This is a genomic window from Variovorax sp. 10L421 (assembly GCF_056395365.1).
Map to the genome: position 1 here is coordinate 42,379 of NZ_JBFTJJ010000010.1, position 17,793 is coordinate 60,171.

General features: G+C 63.2%; 13 protein-coding genes and 1 tRNA gene. 3 read left to right on the forward strand and 11 right to left on the reverse strand.

Annotated elements, in window-relative coordinates:
* Positions 1-83: 83 nt before the first annotated feature.
* The 10 genes from AC1DFC_RS15000 to AC1DFC_RS15045 form a co-directional block, all read right to left on the reverse strand.
* A complete protein-coding gene (locus tag AC1DFC_RS15000) occupies positions 84-1,031 on the reverse strand; it encodes a T6SS immunity protein Tli4 family protein (RefSeq protein ID WP_007836763.1) in 948 nt (315 codons plus the stop codon).
* 18 nt (positions 1,032-1,049) lie between these two features.
* Entirely contained in the window at positions 1,050-2,915 is a 1,866-nt protein-coding gene (locus AC1DFC_RS15005; protein WP_007836765.1) for an esterase/lipase family protein, read from the reverse strand.
* Positions 2,915-5,488, reverse strand: a complete 2,574-nt coding sequence (locus AC1DFC_RS15010; protein ID WP_042673983.1) for a type VI secretion system Vgr family protein — start codon at positions 5,486-5,488, stop codon at positions 2,915-2,917. Before AC1DFC_RS15010 ends, AC1DFC_RS15005 begins: the two co-directional genes overlap by 1 nt.
* Positions 5,489-5,773: 285 nt before the next feature.
* A tRNA-Thr gene (locus tag AC1DFC_RS15015) sits at positions 5,774-5,849 on the reverse strand.
* A gap of 51 nt (positions 5,850-5,900) precedes the next feature.
* Positions 5,901-6,476, reverse strand: coding sequence for a ClpXP protease specificity-enhancing factor (locus tag AC1DFC_RS15020; RefSeq protein WP_042673981.1), 576 nt, complete (start codon positions 6,474-6,476; stop codon positions 5,901-5,903).
* Between the two features lie 157 nt (positions 6,477-6,633).
* A complete protein-coding gene (locus AC1DFC_RS15025) occupies positions 6,634-7,245 on the reverse strand; it encodes a glutathione S-transferase N-terminal domain-containing protein (protein WP_007835362.1) in 612 nt (203 codons plus the stop codon).
* A 95-nt stretch (positions 7,246-7,340) separates the two neighbouring features.
* The gene (locus AC1DFC_RS15030; protein ID WP_007835359.1) at positions 7,341-8,117 is read right to left on the reverse strand and encodes a cytochrome c1; all 777 of its coding nucleotides are present in this window, start codon (positions 8,115-8,117) and stop codon (positions 7,341-7,343) included.
* 35 nt (positions 8,118-8,152) lie between these two features.
* Positions 8,153-9,589 carry a cytochrome b gene (locus AC1DFC_RS15035; protein WP_007835358.1) on the reverse strand — a complete coding sequence of 479 codons (1,437 nt, stop codon included), beginning with the start codon at positions 9,587-9,589 and terminating at the stop codon, positions 8,153-8,155.
* Positions 9,590-9,603: 14 nt separating this feature from the next.
* On the reverse strand, positions 9,604-10,221 hold the full coding sequence (gene petA / locus AC1DFC_RS15040; protein WP_056509624.1) for a ubiquinol-cytochrome c reductase iron-sulfur subunit: 618 nt from the start codon (positions 10,219-10,221) through the stop codon (positions 9,604-9,606).
* 199 nt (positions 10,222-10,420) lie between these two features.
* A complete protein-coding gene (locus tag AC1DFC_RS15045; protein ID WP_478179498.1) occupies positions 10,421-11,194 on the reverse strand; it encodes a LuxR C-terminal-related transcriptional regulator in 774 nt (257 codons plus the stop codon).
* 352 nt (positions 11,195-11,546) lie between these two features.
* Here AC1DFC_RS15045 and AC1DFC_RS15050 point away from each other — a divergent pair, with 352 nt between their 5' ends.
* From AC1DFC_RS15050 to AC1DFC_RS15060, 3 genes are all read left to right on the forward strand, one after another.
* Entirely contained in the window at positions 11,547-11,849 is a 303-nt protein-coding gene (locus tag AC1DFC_RS15050; protein ID WP_478179499.1) for a hypothetical protein, read from the forward strand.
* A gap of 134 nt (positions 11,850-11,983) precedes the next feature.
* A complete protein-coding gene (locus tag AC1DFC_RS15055) occupies positions 11,984-12,610 on the forward strand; it encodes a YjbF family lipoprotein (protein WP_478179500.1) in 627 nt (208 codons plus the stop codon).
* Entirely contained in the window at positions 12,607-15,624 is a 3,018-nt protein-coding gene (locus AC1DFC_RS15060) for a YjbH domain-containing protein (RefSeq protein WP_478179501.1), read from the forward strand. Before AC1DFC_RS15055 ends, AC1DFC_RS15060 begins: the two co-directional genes overlap by 4 nt.
* Before the next feature lie 60 nt (positions 15,625-15,684).
* Here the strand turns inward: AC1DFC_RS15060 and AC1DFC_RS15065 are convergent, their stop codons facing one another.
* A complete protein-coding gene (locus tag AC1DFC_RS15065; RefSeq protein WP_478179502.1) occupies positions 15,685-17,679 on the reverse strand; it encodes a polysaccharide biosynthesis protein in 1,995 nt (664 codons plus the stop codon).
* Positions 17,680-17,793: the final 114 nt, after the last annotated feature.

The window sequence follows — 17,793 nt, forward strand, 5'->3', positions numbered from 1 at the left end:
CAACGCGACCGCCAGCCCGATTGTCTGCAAGGCACGTCGACGGGCAAGGGTCACCGTTGGCATATTTTTCATCGCATGCTTTCCTATTTGATCGCCACCGCGTCGGCCGGCGCGCCCGGCACCGCCACGCGGAACTTGAGGCCGTCGAGCAACTTGTCCCACAGCGCAATGGCTTCCTCGTCGTTGAGCGAGGAGGCCGCGGCGGCCCCCACGCGGTCCGACTCCACCTTGGTGTACATCATCACGTCCAGACGCGCGGGGCGCGCCACATTGCCGGACTCCCCGATGAACAGCCATTCGAAATCGTGCCAGCCCCCCTGCATGCGTGCCAACGATTCCTCGCCGTCCCAGCCGTGGACCTTCTTCTTGCCTTCGCGCAAGGTGGTGAGCTTGGGGTAACTGCTGCCGGCTTCGCGTTTGCGATCCGCGATCAGCTTGAGCAGGCTGTAGCCGTCGCTGCCCTTGGTGGTCTGGGCCTGGTTGCTGCTGACGCTGAACACCACATCGGGCAGTGCGTCCATGTGCAGGCCGACCTGCGTGAGAACCATCCCTTTCGCGCCATCACGCTGCGTAAAGCCGTACTGATGGCACAGGCCTTGTTCGGTGGGGACTTCATCGGGCTCGCGTGCGCGCAGATTCTGGGCAAGCTCGACCGTATCGCGAAGAATCGATTCGGCGGTCGCCCCATTGTCCGTCCCTCGCCCATTCACGAAGATGTGCGGGCCAACTACGTGATATATGCGAAAGCCTTCCAACTCGAGTTCCTTAGCTGACACGCTCTTGAATGAGCGAATCAGCCAAGTATTCGGAGCTGGCCCCTTGCCGAAGTAGGTGATTTCCGCCGTGTTGTTTGCCGCCAGGATCTTCGCCCGATCGGCCTGCATCACCTTCTCGATGTCCTTGGCCTGGTTGGGCAAGGTGGGGAAGTCACGCCCGAACGCCAGGTGCGAATCGACCGGGACGGTCAACACATAGCGCCCGAAGCACAGCAGCTTGGTGTGCTCGAACAATGTCTCGATACGCGGATTCATGTCAGAGGTCCTTCATCATCATTGTTTCGCGGGGTAATCCCACTCCTTGGCGGCCCACCATGCGGGATCGTAGGCGGCCGCGATGCGCACGATGCCGTACAGCGTCGCCGCATTGGCATTCGCGTGGCCGTAGCTGCCCTGATGGTCATAGCCGGTCTGCACGAACTTGACTTTCGCGCGCACCTTGTTGGCGCTGCGCTCCACGGGCACCGTGCCGTCGCCGGGCGACATGGCCGGCTGGAGCCTGAGCCGGAGCACCGTGCCATTGTTTCCTTGCACGCGCAGCGTGCCCTTGGCATCGTCGCCGCGCTCCCCCTTGATCAGCACCCACGTCAAGGGATCGCCCGCCGCAGCCGGATCGCCTTCGATCACCCGCCACACGAAGTCGTTCCAGGCCGGCTGCCCTGGGTCACTGCCGTAGTGAGCGTAGGTGCGGTCGTGGAAGGTGTCCTGGATCGCGTTGGCGAATCTCATGGCTTCCTTGATCCGCTCTATCGTCGCTTTGACGCCGATTCGCTCTTCGGGCTTACCCCCCTCGTTGGGTGGCATCTTCGCCTGCTCCGCTGGATCGATCCAATCCGGATTGATCAACCTCCACCACTTGTCCTGGTCCAGCGTGTAGATCTCGCTCACCGCGTCGCCCTGCGGCAGCTTCTTCAGGAACGCACCGTTGTCGTCCTGCACCTGAAGCCATTCCGTGCCATAGGCGGCAGCGGGCAGCAGTTCCAGGCCGCCTTGCGCATTGGCCAGCACCGCCGTCACCTCCAGGCCGTTGTCGCCCAGCACGCCCTGCGTGATGCTTCCCACCACATTGGTCCTGACATGCCAAAAGGACTTGTTGCTGCCCTCGAAGCCCGCGCGCATGCGCTTGTACGCCGCCGCTGCGCCCGTGGTGGGCATCACCCCATGCACCACTCCGAGTATCTTGTCCTTGATGTTGCCGTAGTCCGGGTGCATCAAGGCGCGGGTCAGGATGCCGCCCATGCTGTGGGTGACGACGATCACGCCTGGGCAGTTGAAGCCGTTCTCGTTGTAGGTTTCGATGAGCTTGGTGATCTTCGGTGCCAGGGTCTTGGCTTCCTCACCGTTGCTATTGAGCCAGTTGTAGCCAAAGGCATGCACCGGATACCAGCAATCGCCGATCTTCTTGAGGTCGTCCTGCGTCAGCGGCTCTCCACCCTGGCCACCGAAGCTGGCCGTCGCTCGCCCCACCAGTGCTTCGCGGCTGTCCTTGTTCGACCAGAAGGCCGAAACCTTCACTTTGTCTCCATTCCCTTGCAACATGTCGTTGAGTTGTCTCTCCATCAACTGGAGGATCTCGCCGTAGGAGCCGAACATCACCTCGCTCCAGCCCCTTGCGCGCGCCTTCTGCGCAGCCGTAAAGCTTTGCTGGTTGGAGGCCAGGGGGTGGCTCGGGTCTGCCTTTGGATCGCTCACAAGCAGCTTGCTGACGTTGCCCAGGTTGTCAGGCACGTTGTCGTGGCGCTGATCGGAGCTGACGGTTTCATCACCGGTGGCATCGAAACGATCACCGCCGTGGTCGCTCACCTTGTAGCGATCCACCTCGACTTCGTCCGGGTCCAGGCGCATCTGGCGGTCCGCCGCGCTCGCATTGCGCCGCGCAAACGCATCGCCCGTGTTGTCGGGCCACCATGAGATGTTGTTCTTACGCCTGATCTGAGCCTGCCGGGCCTTGGACAGGCGCAGGTTGCTGCCCATGATGCCGGGCAGGAAGACGATGGGAATAAGCTTGCCTGGCGGCACGCGAACATGCACCTTTCTCTTGTCCGCCGCGGGTGTTGTTGCCACTGCGACTTCCGCAAATCCTCCAATGCCCAGGCTGAAGTCCAGCCATGCATCCTCGTCCTCCCCCTGTACGGCCATTATTTCTTCCTTCCCATCCAGCGCACCTTGTAGATTTCCGGGCCATCCGAGCGTTGCAGACGCGTGGTGCCGTTGGTGCTTGTGATATCGCCGCTTTTCCTGTTCGGTTTCAGCAGATCGTGAGATGGTTCTTCGGGCGGCGGTGCCGGCTGCCCATCGCGCACGAGCTTGAACACCTGTTTCGCCGCCGGCGTGTCGTGGTCGTCAAGGTGGTGAAAGATCAGTTCTTGATCGAAGGGCGCCTTCACATCCCGGTTCATCTTTTCCGGGCTGCGGCTGTCCGGCCCCATGAGGCTGTGGGTGGCTGCGTGCTCGCGCCAAATACCCTTGGTCCCGTGCACGATGCCCGAGGCATTCCAGCGGGTGTAGCTGGAGCCGCCATTGATAACGACCTCTTCCACGGCCGTGATCGTGATCCGGTTGGCTTCCTGCTTGATGTTCATCTTGGCCAGCACGTTGATGCTGTCCTTCAAGGCCGTGATGTCGATGTCCGCATTCGCGGCCACCAGTTTCATACCGGCCTTGTAGGCGAACATGCGCACCGCGTTCCTGGCGGTCACGAGGAAACTTCTTGCCGCACTGACGCTGGTGTGTCCGCCGCTGGTGATCGCGTTGTGCTCGGTGCTGGCGATGTGGGTGGAGCCCTGTGCCGAGTTCTGGATGCCCACAGGGCTGGCCAGGGTCAGATGCGGTTGCTGGAACTCGGGGAACTCACCCTGGCCTGGATTACCGCCTTTACCCTTGATCGCATCGTTTTGATCCTTCAGGGCCTTCGTCACTTCATCCTGGTCGCCACGTTCGAGCGCCTTGGCTTCGATCGCGGCCTGGGACATGCCCTCGTGGATCTCGCGCGCCTGGGTGAGCCGCACCACGGTCTCGTCCATGTCGGTGGTGTGGGCCCGGGCATTGAATCGCGCCTCGGTACTCAGAAGCAGACCACTGGCCGCACGCACGGCGCCACGGCCATCGGTGCGCAGTTCGAAACCCTGGCCGCGCAGATCCTTGCGCCCGGCGGTGTCATCGATGCGCGCGATGTGCCCCAGGCTCAGGCTGGAACTGTCGTGATCGCTCTTGAGCTGGCTTTGGATCTTGCCGGCGAAGTCGTCGAGCACCAGGTGGTTGGAACGTCCACCGCCGCCGAGTTCGCGGCTGCGAATACCCGTGAGGTGCTTCTGGTCGGGCAACGCCCATGCCGGCATCTCGTCGGCGTTGTGCACGCGGCCCACCACCATCGGAAAATCCGGATCCCCGTTGAGGAAGTCCACGATGACCTCTTGGCCGATGCGCGGCAGCGCCGCCATGCCGAATGTCGAACCGGCCAGGCCCAGCCCCACGCGCAGCCAGCACGAGGAATGCTCGTCATTCTTTCCGAGCCGGTCCCAGTGGAACTGCACTTTGATGCGGCCATACTGGTCGGTCCATATTTCTTCGCCCGCGGGACCGACCACGACGGCGGTCTGTGGGCCGCGAGTGCGCGGCTTTGCCGTCGTACGCGGGGGGCGCCAGGCAAAGGCGGTGGGCTGCACGTCGAACGCGAAACGCTGCACGGAGCCCTCGGCACCCCTTGTACCCTCGCTGGCCTGCAGGTTCTCCTGCAGGTGGTAGCTGACAGCGAGCAGAAGGTATTGCCGGTTCTGGTCCTCGCGCGGATGGCCGGCCAGGTTCATTGTGTAGCCCGGTGCCAGAGCGCGCAGGTTGGAGCGCCCCGAGGCACGGGCGCGCGCACTCAATTGCCCCTCGTTGCGAACCTGCGCGTAGGTGTCCCCGTCGCCACTCAAGACGTAGTGTCCTGGCCACTCGTAGACCTCGAACTCGTCGTGGGCGTGGCCGGGTGGTGCCTGCCGCTGGCTCTTCAGGTCGGCTTTGGGCTTCTCAAAATCGAAGTCACTGGTGTAGTGGCGGCCGGAGCGAACATCCTCGGCGCTCTCCCAGGCGTAGATGCGCTCGCTGGGCTCGGTGCCTCCGGTCATGCCGGCATGTTCGAAGGGGTGATAACGCACGATCTCGGCGCCAGGCAACGGTTTGTGCGAGCTGGCGATGTCGTCGGCGAAGACCAGCACATGCCGCTCGGCTTCGTGCCGGAAGAAGTAATAGATGCCCTCGTGCTCGCACAGGCGCGAAACGAAATCAAAGTCGCTCTCGCCATGCTGCACGCAATAGTTCCAGGCCCGATAGCTGCGCGCAAGCTTCTGTTCGACGGGGTAGCCATAGCGCCCGAGCGCTTCCATGAGGATCTCGGGAACGGTCTTGTCCTGGAAGATGCGAAAGTCCGAACGCCGGGTCGCCAGCCATAGCCAGGGGCGCAGCCTCATGGCGTAGAAAGACTGCCGCGCATCTTCTTGAGCCAGGCCGAAGCGCGTGACGATGCCAGCTAGGTAGCGGGTGCCCCCGCTTTCTGTTTGCACCGACACCGTGGCCGTCTCGCCCAGCAGGGCCTTGGCATCTATCGTGTTGCCGTGACCCAGCAGATCGACATCGAAGGCGTAGGCCTGGCTCAGGACTTCACGGCCGACCAGGCGATGAAACTGCAATGCATCGCCCAGCGGCGTCGAGATGGTGACGCGGCGTTTCACGGTGCCGCCGAAGGCGCGAACGCGCACGCGACGCAACCGTGCTGACACGCAACGCCATTGAAAATGGACATGGATCCTCCCCGCAATATTGGCTTGCTCAATCGAGCAGCGATTTTTGTGGGGATTGTGTGAGTTCCACGAATCCGTGCACAGCAGGCGAAAGTACCACTTCGCACGAAATGCACACGCAATGCGTGAACGATCGCACGCGGACGGTTTCTGCCCTCGATCCTTGCCCGCGGACAAAGAAAAAGCCCGGACATCCTTGGATGCCGGGCTTTGATTTGGTGCCGCTTGTCGGAATCGAACTGACGACCTTCCGCTTACAAGGCGGGTGCTCTACCAATTGAGCTAAAGCGGCGAAATTCCAATGCGTGATTCTAGTGGCGCCAGCCGGGGTGGCCGGCCGCTGCTACTTGATGCGCTTGAGCGACGGCCGGGCGCCGCCACCGGCCGGCGGGCGCGGCGGCTCGTCGTCGGGATCGGCGGGCAAGCCGGTGTCGATGGCTTCGTCGGCGTCCTCGCCCGTCACCAGATGGACGATCTTGCCGGCATCGCCTTCGGTGCCGCGCGAGGCGTCACGCAAGGGCATGCGGGCCTGGCCCTGGGACGACGGCGATGCGGCGGACGACGGCACATCGCCTTGCTCGGTGCCGAGCGATGGCGCCGGCGCCGGAAACGCCATGCCCTGCCCGTTCTCGCGCGCGTAGATCGCGATCACGCGCCCCACCGGCACGCTGATTTCGCGCGCACTGCCCGCAAAACGGGCCTTGAACTCGATGAAATCGTTGCCGAGTTTGAGCGAGCTGGTCGCGTCGAAGCTGATGTTGAGCACGATCTCGCCGTTCTTCACGTACTCGCGCGGCACCTGGACGGTCTCGTCGACCTGCACCGCGACATAGGGCGTGAACCCGTTGTCGGTGCACCATTCGTACAGCGCCCGGATGAGGTACGGGCGGGTGGAGGACGACTCGAGCGCGTTGATCATGAAATTGGTACCGTGCAATCGCGAAATCGCGGCCTCGAATTGGCCACTGTCTCTTCGCGGAACACCGCGGAACCGGCTCTGCCGGGCCGCTGGTGTTGCCCCCGGAAGGGGGTTGGCGAAGCGACACGAAGTGCGCGAAGCCTGGGGGCGATCTTACTTACTTGCGCATGACCTTTTCGGAAGGCGTCAATGCTTCGATGTAAGCCGGGCGCGAGAAGATGCGCTCGGCGTACTTCAGCAGCGGTGCCGCGTTCTTGCTGAGGTCGATGCCGTAGTAGTCCAGGCGCCACAGCAGCGGAGCGATGGCCACGTCGAGCATCGAGAAGTTGTCGCCCAGCATGTACTTGTTCTTGAGGAACACGGGGGCCAGCTGCGTGAGGCGGTCGCGGATGTGCGAGCGGGCCTTTTCCAGCGCCTTCTCGTTGCCCTTGGTGGTGCGGTTCTCGAGCGTCGAGACGTGCACGAAGAGTTCCTTCTCGAAGTTGAGCAGGAACAGGCGCACGCGGGCGCGGTCGACCGGGTCGCCGGGCATCAGCTGGGGATGCGGGAAGCGCTCGTCGATGTACTCGTTGATGATGTTCGACTCGTACAGGATCAGGTCGCGCTCGACCAGGATCGGCACCTGGCCGTACGGGTTCATCACGCTGATGTCTTCGGGCTTGTTGTAGAGATCGACGTCGCGGATCTCGAAGTCCATGCCCTTTTCGAACAACACGAAGCGGCAGCGGTGGGAAAAGGGGCAGGTCGTTCCTGAATACAAGACCATCATGGCGAGAGACTCCTAAAAATCAAAAAGAGTGGGTCGCGTTGGCAACCCACTCTGTGGGACCGGATGCACGAGGCGCCCGGTCGGCGTGGACGGAACTACTTGACGTCTTTCCAGTACGAGGCGTTCAGTCGCCACACGAAAACCACCGACATGGCCAGGAACAGCAGCACCCACACGCCGATGCGGATGCGGGTGTTCTGTGCCGGTTCGGCCATCCATTGCAGGTAACTCACCAGGTCGCCGACCGCATGGTCGTACTGCACGGGCGTCAGGGTGCCGGGAGTGACTTGCTCCCAGCCCTTGAACACTTCGGCCTCATGGCCGTGCTGTTCGATCTTGGTGTAGACCGGTCGGCGCTCGCCCTGCAGTTCCCACAGGGGGTTCGGCATGGCGACGCTCGGGAACACGAGGTTGTTCCAGCCGGTGGCCTTGGTGTCGTCGCGGTAGTAGGTGCGAAGGTACGTATAGAGGTAGTCGGCGCCGGTGCCGCCGTGGCCGGCGCGCGAGCGGGCGACCAGGGTCAGGTCAGGGGGCGTGGTGCCGAACCATTCCTTGGCCTGGCGGGCATCGATGTTCGCCTTCATGGTCTCGCCGACCTTGTCGGTCGAGAACAGTAGGTTGTCCTTGATCTGCTGCTCGGTGATGCCGAGGTCCTGCAGGCGGTTGTAGCGCATGAAGGCAGCCGAGTGGCAGTTCAGGCAGTAGTTGACGAACAGCTTGGCGCCGTTCTGCAATGCGGCCACGTCGGTCGTCTTGTTGGGTGCCTTGTCCCACGCAATGCCCTCGGACTCGGCCGATGCCGCCGCGGAGAAGGTCAGGCCCAGTGCAAGACCCAGGACCGCGAGCCAGCCGGAAATGCTTTTCTTCTTCATCGTGTTTCTCTCAGCTCTCTTGGCGCTTGTGGTTCTCAATGGGCGGCGAAGACCACGCGCTGGGGCACGGTCTTGAACTCGCCCTTGCTGCTCCACCACGGCATCAGCAGGAAGAAGCCGAAGTACACGAGCGTGCCGATCTGCGAGATCGTCTGCGCGATGTCCAGCTTGAACGAGCCGATGGCCAGCTCACCCCAGACGCCGGGCGGCTGGATGCCCAGGTAGCCCAGGATCAGGAAGAAGAAGACGAACAGGCCATACACATACTTGTGCCAGCCCGGACGGTAGCGGATCGACTTGACTTCGCTGTGGTCGAGCCAGGGCAGGAAGAACAGGATGATGACCGAGCCGCCCATGATGACCACGCCCCAGAACTTGGCATCGAAGTTCTTGAGCAGGAAGATCACGACAGCCGCAACGACGACGCCGGCGATCTTCAGGCCCATGCCCGACTTGCCCTTGACGAAGTTCCAGATGGCGGCTGCAGCGATGATCAGCGCGAACACGTTGACCATGTCGTCGGTGGTCGCGCGCAGCATCGAATAGAACGGCGTGAAGTACCAGACCGGGGCAATGTGGTTCGGCGTCTTCAGCGAATCGGCCGGAATGAAGTTGTTGTACTCGAGGAAGTACCCGCCGGCTTCAGGGGCGAAGAAGATCACCGCCGAGAAGATCGTGAGGAACACCACCACGCCGAAGATGTCGTGCACCGTGTAGTACGGATGCGACGGGATGCCGTCCAGCGGATGTCCATCGGGGCCGCGGTTGGCCTTGATCTCGATGCCGTCGGGGTTGTTCGAACCCACTTCGTGCAGTGCGATCAGGTGGGCCACCACCAGGCCGAGCAGCACCAGGGGCACGGCGATCACGTGGAAGCTGAAGAAGCGGTTCAGCGTGGCGTCGCTGACCACGTAGTCGCCGCGGATCAGCAGGGCCAGGTCAGGGCCGACGAAGGGAATGGCGGCGAACAGGTTCACGATCACCTGGGCGCCCCAATAGGACATCTGGCCCCAGGGCAGCAGGTAGCCCATGAAGGCCTCGGCCATCAGGCACAGGAAGATCGCGCAGCCGAACACCCAGATCAGCTCGCGCGGCTTGCGGTAGCTGCCGTACATGAGGCCGCGGAACATGTGCAGGTACACCACGATGAAGAACGCCGACGCGCCCGTCGAGTGGATGTAGCGGATGAGCCAGCCCCACGGCACGTCGCGCATGATGTACTCGACCGATGCGAACGCCTGGTTCGCGTCGGGCTTGTAGTGCATGACGAGGAAGATGCCGGTGACGATCTGGATCACCAGGACCAGCATCGCCAGCGAGCCGAAGATGTACCAGAAGTTGAAGTTCTTCGGCGCGTAGTACTTGCCCCACTGGTCGTTCCAGAGCTTGGTGAGGGGGAAGCGGTTGTCGACCCAGTTCAGCAGCTTCTCGCCGGCGGGTGCGTTGGGGGAAATCTCGTGGAATTCAGCCATGTTCTTGTTCCGCCTCAGGCCTTCTTGGAGTCTTCACCGATCAGGAGCTTGGTGTCCGACAGGTACATGTGCGGCGGCACCGGCAGGTTGTCGGGCGCAGGCTTGTTCTTGAAGACCCGGCCGGCCAGGTCGAACGTGGAACCGTGGCAAGGGCAGAGGAAGCCGCCTTCCCAGTCGGCGGGCAGCGAGGGCTGCGGGCCGGCCTGGAAGCGGTCGCTCGGCGAGCAGCCCAGGTGGGTGCAGATGCCGACCACGACCAGCACTTCGGGCTTGATCGAGCGGTGCTCGTTCTGCGCGTACTTGGGGGTGAATTCGTCGGGGTGGCGCTTGGAGAGGGGATCGGCCAGCTGGCCATCCAGCTTGGGGAGTTCCGCGACCTGCGCGGGGGTGCGCTTGAGGATCCAGACCGGCTTGCCCCGCCATTCGACGGTCATTTTCTCGCCGACCTTGAGTGCCGAGATATCGACCTCGACCGCAGCACCCGCAGCCTTGGCCTTCTCGGAAGGCTGGAAAGTGCTCACAAAGGGAATGGCGGTGGCCACGCCGCCCGCTACGCCGGCACAGCTGGATGCGATCAACCACGTCCGCTTGCTTGTGTCGATCCGGGGCGAGCCGGAGGTCATGTCACTCATGGGGATCCTCTTGTCTTCTTCGCTGGAGCAGGGCCAACCTTAACCGTAGCAAGGTCAACCAAGGATTGTAGCGGGGCGCCGGATGGATTTTCAACGGGCCCCAACCCGCGGAAGCGGCGCACAGGCGCGCGACCGGGCATTGCGCGCCATGGCGTGGACCGGCCGCCGCCCGCAAGCAGGCGGCACGAGCGCACCGGCCTCAGTTCAGAAGGCCGTGCTGCGTCGCCTCGTGAACCGCCTGGGTCCGGGATTTCACCGAGAGCTTGCGGTAGATGCTCTTGGCATGAAACTCGACCGTGTTGACCGACAGGAAGACCGACTCTGCGATCTGCCGGTTGCTCCACCCTTGCGCGATCAACCGCAGCACGTTGAGTTCGCGCGGCGACAACAAACCGGACACGGGCTGCGGCCGGGGCCGCGGTTGCGGTTGCGGAGGCGAAATGGCCGCGAATGGAGCAATGCCCTTCGTCCTGGCCGATGCCGCGATCGTGCCCAGGAGACGGCGTGCGACGCGCGAGTCCATCGGTGCACCGCCACGTTCGATCGAGCGCAGTTGAAAGGCCAGTTCGGCGTCGTCTGCCTCCGTCAGCAAGTAGCCCACGGCTCCCGCGGCAATGGCGGCATCCACCAGTTCGCGGTCGTCGGCCGCCGACATGGCGACACTCTCGATCCAGGGATAGGACTGGCGGGCATGTTGAATCAACGACACCCCGTCGCGAGCCGGCAGATTCATGTCGACCAGCATCAGGTCATAGGGCAACGCTGCCAGCAGGTTGCGGGCTTCCGCCTGAGTGGACGCGACCACCACGCGCCGACCTGGCGCAAGTCCGCCCAGGATGCGCCGCATGCGCTCGGCCATGGCGATGTCTTCCTCAACGATCAAGGCACTGCGAAAAGTGCCGCCGTAGGAATTCCTGGGCGCTTCGAGCTCCAGCATCGACTGTGAAGACAACGGATGACAAGCAACACTCATGGCGACAACTCCGAACTAGAAATGCTCACTTTCGTTTCAGACACTGCAGGAACAATGCCTACGCAGAGCACTTTGAGTTGCAAATACCTCCGCCACGTCGAATGCCTTGATTTCATTGAGGAATGCGATGCTGCCAATGTGAATTTCAAGCGGCGACCGGCAGCAGCCTGCTTGTCGCGCCATCGCCGTTACGTCCGGCGCATCGAATGCGTTACGTAGCACCGCGAAACACGCCCGGGCGAAAGTCACGACTGCGTCCGTCCCCCGCTGTAGCAGGCGGGGGAATTTGTTGCGGCACATTTATGATGCTGTTAACCTCTTTGCGATAAACACCGAATTTCAAGGGATCAGCATGACGATTTTCAAGCTCTCCGCAGCCGTGGCCCTCGCCGTTCTGGCAGCTTCTTCTGCTTTTGCTCAATCCACCGGTGCGAGCGATAGAGCCCTGATTATCCAGGGCGCGGCCGGCGCTGGTGGTGCCACCAATGCCGCAGTCGGACGAGTGAGCCCAACAGTGGTCGGTGGCGTTGCCGCCGGCGTGGCGCTCGCTGCCGCCCTGGGCAGCAGCAACGGCGGCAATTCGGGCGGCGGCTTCGGCATTGGCCCTGGCGGCACGACAGGCACCGGCACCACTGGTACCACCGGCACGCGTTAATGCTGCGTGCCCTCCCCTTGGGAGGGCATTCGCTGAAAAGTCCGCGCGTAGGTTCCGCCACGCGATTCTTGAAACGTTGCCTTTGGGCAACGTTTTGTTTGGGCGTTGGCGGTTGCTCCTCCGGATCTTCTGCCATGTTGGATACGGCTCGCCTCCTCTATCGAGGTGCACCCGAATCGGCGCAACCCAACTTCAATCCCAACTACCGCTACCTGAAAACCGTCATTGACGGCCGAACCATTTTCATGGTCCTCGGCTATGTCGACAGGCGCGCCGAAGGGCCGGTGGAAGTCTGGTACAGCAGCTCCGGCGAGGTCATCAAGCTCCTGAACGGCCACTTGGCAGGGACCACCGGCCTCAGCATCGACTGGCGCACCGTGCGCTTCTCTTCACTTCCTTCATGGCAAGCCGACCCGGGCACTTCTGCTTCGCAAGAGCAGCGGTACAGGCGCGAGCGGGATCTCATGCCGGGCTATCGCTTCGGCATTCGCGATGAAGTCGTTCGCACACCGATCGCACCGCCCGGCGACAGCGCCCTCTCCGGGACTGCCGCCAACTCCTTGCAATGGTACGAAGAGCGCAGCGTGTCGTTGCCCGCAAATTCTTCGCTGCCGAACGCGCGCTTTGCCGTCTCGCTTCTTTCAGGTACGCCTCAAGTCGTGTACTCGGAGCAATGCATTTCCAATGACTTCTGCATGAGCTTCGAGCGGTGGACACCTCCCGCGCCAGCAGCCGGCTCTCCGGCGAGCGCCGGGACATGAGAGCCCCGTTCCGCACGCGCAGCAAACACCACTGGCCCCGTCACGTGGCCGTCGCCTGCGCGTTGGCGGCGAATTTCAGTGCGCTGGCACAGACTTGGGACAAGACCGCAGCCAACGCGCCGGCCAGCGATGCCGACGTGCGCCCCGGCGAACGCCTGAGCACCTGGTTGCTGCGCCAGCCCGAGGGTGCCGCTGCGCCCGGCCTCGCATGGCGGGTCCCGCAGGAGCGACTCGCGCAGCAATTCCTCAAGAACACCTTGCTGGTTCGCATCGAAGCAGCGAACCGGCTCGCGGCGCGGGCCGATCAGGTCGAGCGGCTGAAGCTGATCACCTGGCTGCAGCAAATGCCAGTCACCGGCCGGGTGGCGCTCGGCGTGGTCGACCCGCGATGGCTGCAGGCCCATCCGGAAGAAGACCCAGTCCTGAGCGCCGGCCAGCAACTCGTCGCGCCGCCGGCCGACCTGAAGACTGTTGCCGTCGTCCGACCGAACGGCGAGCTTTGCCACGTGGCGCACGAAGCCGGCCGGTCCGCATGGGACTACGTCACGGCATGCGAACCCGTGGGCTCCTACGACTGGGCATGGGTTGCCCAGCCCGACGGCCGCACCGCTCGCGTGGGCGTTGCGCCATGGAACAGCCAACCCTCCGATGAGCCGGCCCCGGGCGCGTGGATCTGGGCCGCGTCGCGCGACATGGCCGACCTGGTCGCCGCATCCGAGGGAATCATCAAGTTCCTGGCAACGCAGGGACCTGCGCCACAAGGCAATGACAGCCTCGCGGCGGCATCGCCCGCGCGGATGGATCCGCAGGCTGCGGCAGCCCCTTCAACCACGGCATCCGTGCGCCCGCAGCCCGTTCCGCAATACCAGCCCTACCGCGCCAGCGGCAACGACTGGGGCGAAACCGGCTTGCTGCAGACGCCCACAGCCCGAATGGGCCAGGCCGGCGACTTCCGGACCTCCCTGACCAACGTGCACCCGTATTCGCGGCTCAACGTGATGTTCCAGCCGCTGGACTGGCTGGAGGCCGGCTTTCGCTACACGTCCATCAGCAATCGCGCCTACGAAGCCAGCACAACCGGCCAGAGCAACAAGGACAAGAGCATCGACCTGAAGGTGCGGCTCCTGAGCGAATCCGCCTATGTGCCAGAACTCGCGCTGGGCTTTCGAGACCTTGGTGGTACCGGCCTGTTTTCTTCCGAATACCTGGTTGCCAACAAGCGCCACGGCGACCTGGATTTCAGCCTTGGCATCGGCTGGGGATACCTGGGCAGCAGCGGCAACATCCGCAACCCGCTGATCGCGCTGAGCAGCCGATTCAGAACGCGCCCCGGTCGTTCATCATCGACAGGGGGCGAGGCGAACTTAGGCTCCTATTTCCGCGGCCCCGCGGCCCTGTTCGGCGGCGTGGCGTGGCGCACACCCTGGGAGCCGCTGACCGTCAAGCTCGAGTACGAAGGCAACGACTACCAGCACGAGCCGCAGAACAACAACCAGCGGCAACGCTCCCCCTTCAACATCGGCCTCGAGTACCGCTACTCGCCGAACGTGGCCTTCAGCGCCGGCTTCGAGCGCGGCAACAAGGTGATGCTTGGTATCACCTTGTCGACCAACGTCGCATCGATGCGATCCAGCAAGGTCGCCGATCCGCCCCAGCCACGCTTTACACCGGAAGCACCCGCGAATCCGCCCGGGTGGGCATCCACGGCTGCCGAGATCGAGTCCCGTACCGAATGGACGGTCCAGCGCATCGCGCCGCAAGGCAGCGGCCTGCACGTCTGGATCACCGAGAGCAACACCGTCTATCGCGAAGCGCGCGTGCAGCAGATCATTGCGGTGCTGCATCGCGATGCACCGGCATCGGCAAAGACGTTCATCCTGCACTACAACGAACGCGGCCTGGCCATGCACGCACAGGTCGTCGACAGAGCCGAATGGGTGACGGCGCACTACCAGGCGCAAACGCCCGCCGAGAAACGGGCCGTCAGCCAACGCGAGTACGCACCGCCGCAGGACAACAGCGAAGACCGGCTCCTCGAGTTTCCGTCGAAGAACGCGGCCACAACCGGAGCAACGAGCACCTCGCAGCCCGCCGAACCCGCGATGACTGCCTGGGAGCATCACCCCCAGAAATTCTTCTTCGGGCTGACCCCCAGCTTCTCGCAGATCCTGGGCGGGCCCGATGCTTTCGTGCTCTACCAGCTCGGGGTTCAGGCAACGGCCGAGTACCGCTTTACGCGGAGCACCTGGGTGAATGCCGCGCTGAACTGGCGCCTGGTGGACAACTTCGACAAGTTCACCTACACCGCGCCCAGCAACCTGCCGCGCGTGCGAACCTTCCAGCGGGAGTACGTCACGTCGAAGCGCTTGACCATGCCGGTGCTTCAGCTGACCCACGTGGGCCGGTTGAACGAAGACCAGTACTACAGCGTGTATGGCGGTGCGCTCGAACCCATGTTCGCGGGCGTCGGCGCCGAATGGCTGTACCGGCCATGGCGCAGCAAGTTTGCCCTGGGCGTCGACATCAACCATGTGCGGCAGCGCGACTTTGCGCAGGACTTCGGCCTGCGCGACTACAAGGTCAACACCGGCCATGCCACCCTGTACTGGGACACCGGCTGGAACGGCGTGCAAGCCAGGGTCAGCGTGGGCCAGTACCTGGCCGGCGATCGCGGCGTGTCCATCGACATCAGCCGCCGCTTCGACAATGGCGTGACGATCGGCGCCTATGCCACCAAGACCAATGTGTCGGCGGCGAGGTTCGGCGAAGGCAGCTTCGACAAGGGCATCTACATTTCGCTGCCATTCGACGCGCTGCTGCCGCGGTCCAGCAAGTTCTCCGCAAACTTCACCTGGGCTCCCCTGGTGCGGGACGGTGGTGCAAAACTGGGACGAATCAACCCGCTCTACGAAATGACGACCTCGCGGGACCCGAGGGCGTTCAGCTTCTCGCCGCCGGACGACAACAAGCCCAAGGCTGGGGACAACATTCTGGATTTCGGGCCGGCTCAATAACCGCGGCTTGCGAGAGAAGCCTGGCTATCGAATCTCGCACTTGGCGAGCAGAGAAGAAAGTCAGGCGGCTATCGCGATCGGGGATGCGGGCTTGCCACCATCGTCGGGGCGATGATGATGCTCGATGGCAAGTGGCTGGCTCGCGGGCCGCACACGATGCCGCTCCATGTGCACCCAGTCGACCACTTCCAGGTGCGGCTGATAGCCGGACAGCATCTGCTTCAGCGCAGCCTTCAAGGCTGGAACGTCGCTGCTTTCAAGCGTTGCATTCAGCACATCGAATTGGCGCCAAAGCTCTTCCCAAGGTGGGCAATTTTCGTGCGCCTTCATCACGCGCGGATGAGCCGTGGGCATGGCGTTGTTGCCGATCAGCAGCTCTTCGTACAGCTTCTCGCCAGGACGCAATCCGGTGATGTGCAGCTCGATGTCGCCTTCGGGCGTTGCCTCGTCGCGCACGGTGCGCCCCGAGAGTTCCACCAGCCGACGCGCCAGATCGATGATGCGCACCGGGTTACCCATGTCGAGCACAAACACGTCGCCACCCCAAGCCATTGCGCCTGCCTGGATCACCAGCTGGGCGGCCTCGGGAATCGTCATGAAATAACGCGTGATGTCGGCATGCGTGAGCGTGATTGGCCCACCCGCTTCAATCTGGCGCCGGAACAACGGCACCACCGAACCACTGGAACCGAGCACATTGCCGAAACGGACCATCGAGAAACAGGTTTCGGTACTCTGCTGCGCCAACCCTTGCAACGCCATTTCAGCCAACCGCTTGCTGGCCCCCATGATGTTGGTCGGCCGAACGGCCTTGTCCGTGCTGACCAGCACGAAGCGCCGGACCTTGCACTCCATTGCCACTCGCGCCGCGGTGAGCGTGCCGATCGCGTTGTTGCGCACGCCTTCGATCGGGTTGTGTTCGACGAGGGGCACGTGCTTGTAGGCGGCCGCGTGATAGACCGTGTCAGGGCGCCACGCATGCATGATCTCGCGCAGCCGGCGGGCATCGCACACCGAGGCCAGGAGCGGGATGACGCGAACTTCAGGCGCAAGCTCCTCGAGTTCCTGGTGAACGGCATAGAGCGCGTATTCGCTCAAGTCCACCAGCAGCAAGACCGATGGCGAAAGTTGGACGATCTGCCGGCAAAGTTCACTGCCGATGGAGCCACCAGCCCCGGTAACCAGAACCACCTGGCTGCGAATGTGCTTGTGCAGCAAGTCGGCAACCGGCGCCACCGGATCGCGGCCCAGCAGGTCTTCGATATCCACCTCGAGCAGGTCATTGACTTGCACCCTGCCGTTGGCCAGATCGGCCAGGGCCGGCAATGTGCGCACATGCAGACGCAGCGGCAAGAGCCGATTCAAAATTTCAACGCGACGCAAATGGCTGGCCGACGGCATGGCCAGCAACACATCGGTAATGCCCTGCCTGGCGGCGTTCTGCTCCAACCACTCAACCGAGTGAATTCGCACGCCGTTGAGCGTGTTGCCTTGAAGGTGGGCTGCATCGTCCACAAAAGCGCAAAGCATCATTTCGCGGCTTTGCGCCAATGCCGCGGCCAGCTGCAGACCGGCGCCGCCAGCACCGTAGATCACCACTTGCGGCAGGGCCTTGCGATGAAGTGCGCTCATGTACAGGCCGCCCAGCCAATAACGCGCAAACATGCGGCAACCCGCAATCGCGAGGAAGAGCAACAGCGGCGCCAGAATGCCCACCGTGCGCGGCACGCCCTTTACGCCGACCACGGAGAACATCAGTGCATAGCCGAGGCCAAACACGGTGCAGGCCCGCACGATCGCCATCAATGCAGCGCTGCCGGCATAGCGAAAGATGGCCCGGTACAAGCCGAAGACCACAAAAAGCGGCAACGCCAGGACCACAGCCATCACCGGCGCCGACCATTGCACCCCGCGCAGGGTTACCCATTGCTCATACCTAAAACTGAACGCCAGCCAAACGCAAAGCATGCACAAAGCCGCATCCACGGCCAATGCCAGCAAGCGTTTGGCAGGACGTGGCAGCGCAAGCAGCGGGGCAGCCAAACGATTGATCACCTGAGTTCCACCCGCCGCAAGCGTTGTTTCATTTCTTCATTTTCTGTGAAGAAATACCAGGGCACACCCCCAGTTCTGGGTATTCCGCCACGGTCAGATGTGAGTTTGTGTATT

Coding starts and splice junctions, on each gene's coding strand:
- petA (WP_056509624.1), bottom strand. CDS start 10,221: ATGAGTGACATGACCTCCGGCTCGCCCCGGATCGACACAAGCAAGCGG.
- AC1DFC_RS15025 (WP_007835362.1), bottom strand. CDS start 7,245: ATGATGGTCTTGTATTCAGGAACGACCTGCCCCTTTTCCCACCGCTGC.
- AC1DFC_RS15050 (WP_478179499.1), top strand. CDS start 11,547: ATGACGATTTTCAAGCTCTCCGCAGCCGTGGCCCTCGCCGTTCTGGCA.
- AC1DFC_RS15030 (WP_007835359.1), bottom strand. CDS start 8,117: ATGAAGAAGAAAAGCATTTCCGGCTGGCTCGCGGTCCTGGGTCTTGCA.
- AC1DFC_RS15000 (WP_007836763.1), bottom strand. CDS start 1,031: ATGAATCCGCGTATCGAGACATTGTTCGAGCACACCAAGCTGCTGTGC.
- AC1DFC_RS15020 (WP_042673981.1), bottom strand. CDS start 6,476: ATGATCAACGCGCTCGAGTCGTCCTCCACCCGCCCGTACCTCATCCGG.
- AC1DFC_RS15060 (WP_478179501.1), top strand. CDS start 12,607: ATGAGAGCCCCGTTCCGCACGCGCAGCAAACACCACTGGCCCCGTCAC.
- AC1DFC_RS15045 (WP_478179498.1), bottom strand. CDS start 11,194: ATGAGTGTTGCTTGTCATCCGTTGTCTTCACAGTCGATGCTGGAGCTC.
- AC1DFC_RS15035 (WP_007835358.1), bottom strand. CDS start 9,589: ATGGCTGAATTCCACGAGATTTCCCCCAACGCACCCGCCGGCGAGAAG.
- AC1DFC_RS15055 (WP_478179500.1), top strand. CDS start 11,984: ATGTTGGATACGGCTCGCCTCCTCTATCGAGGTGCACCCGAATCGGCG.
- AC1DFC_RS15005 (WP_007836765.1), bottom strand. CDS start 2,915: ATGGCCGTACAGGGGGAGGACGAGGATGCATGGCTGGACTTCAGCCTG.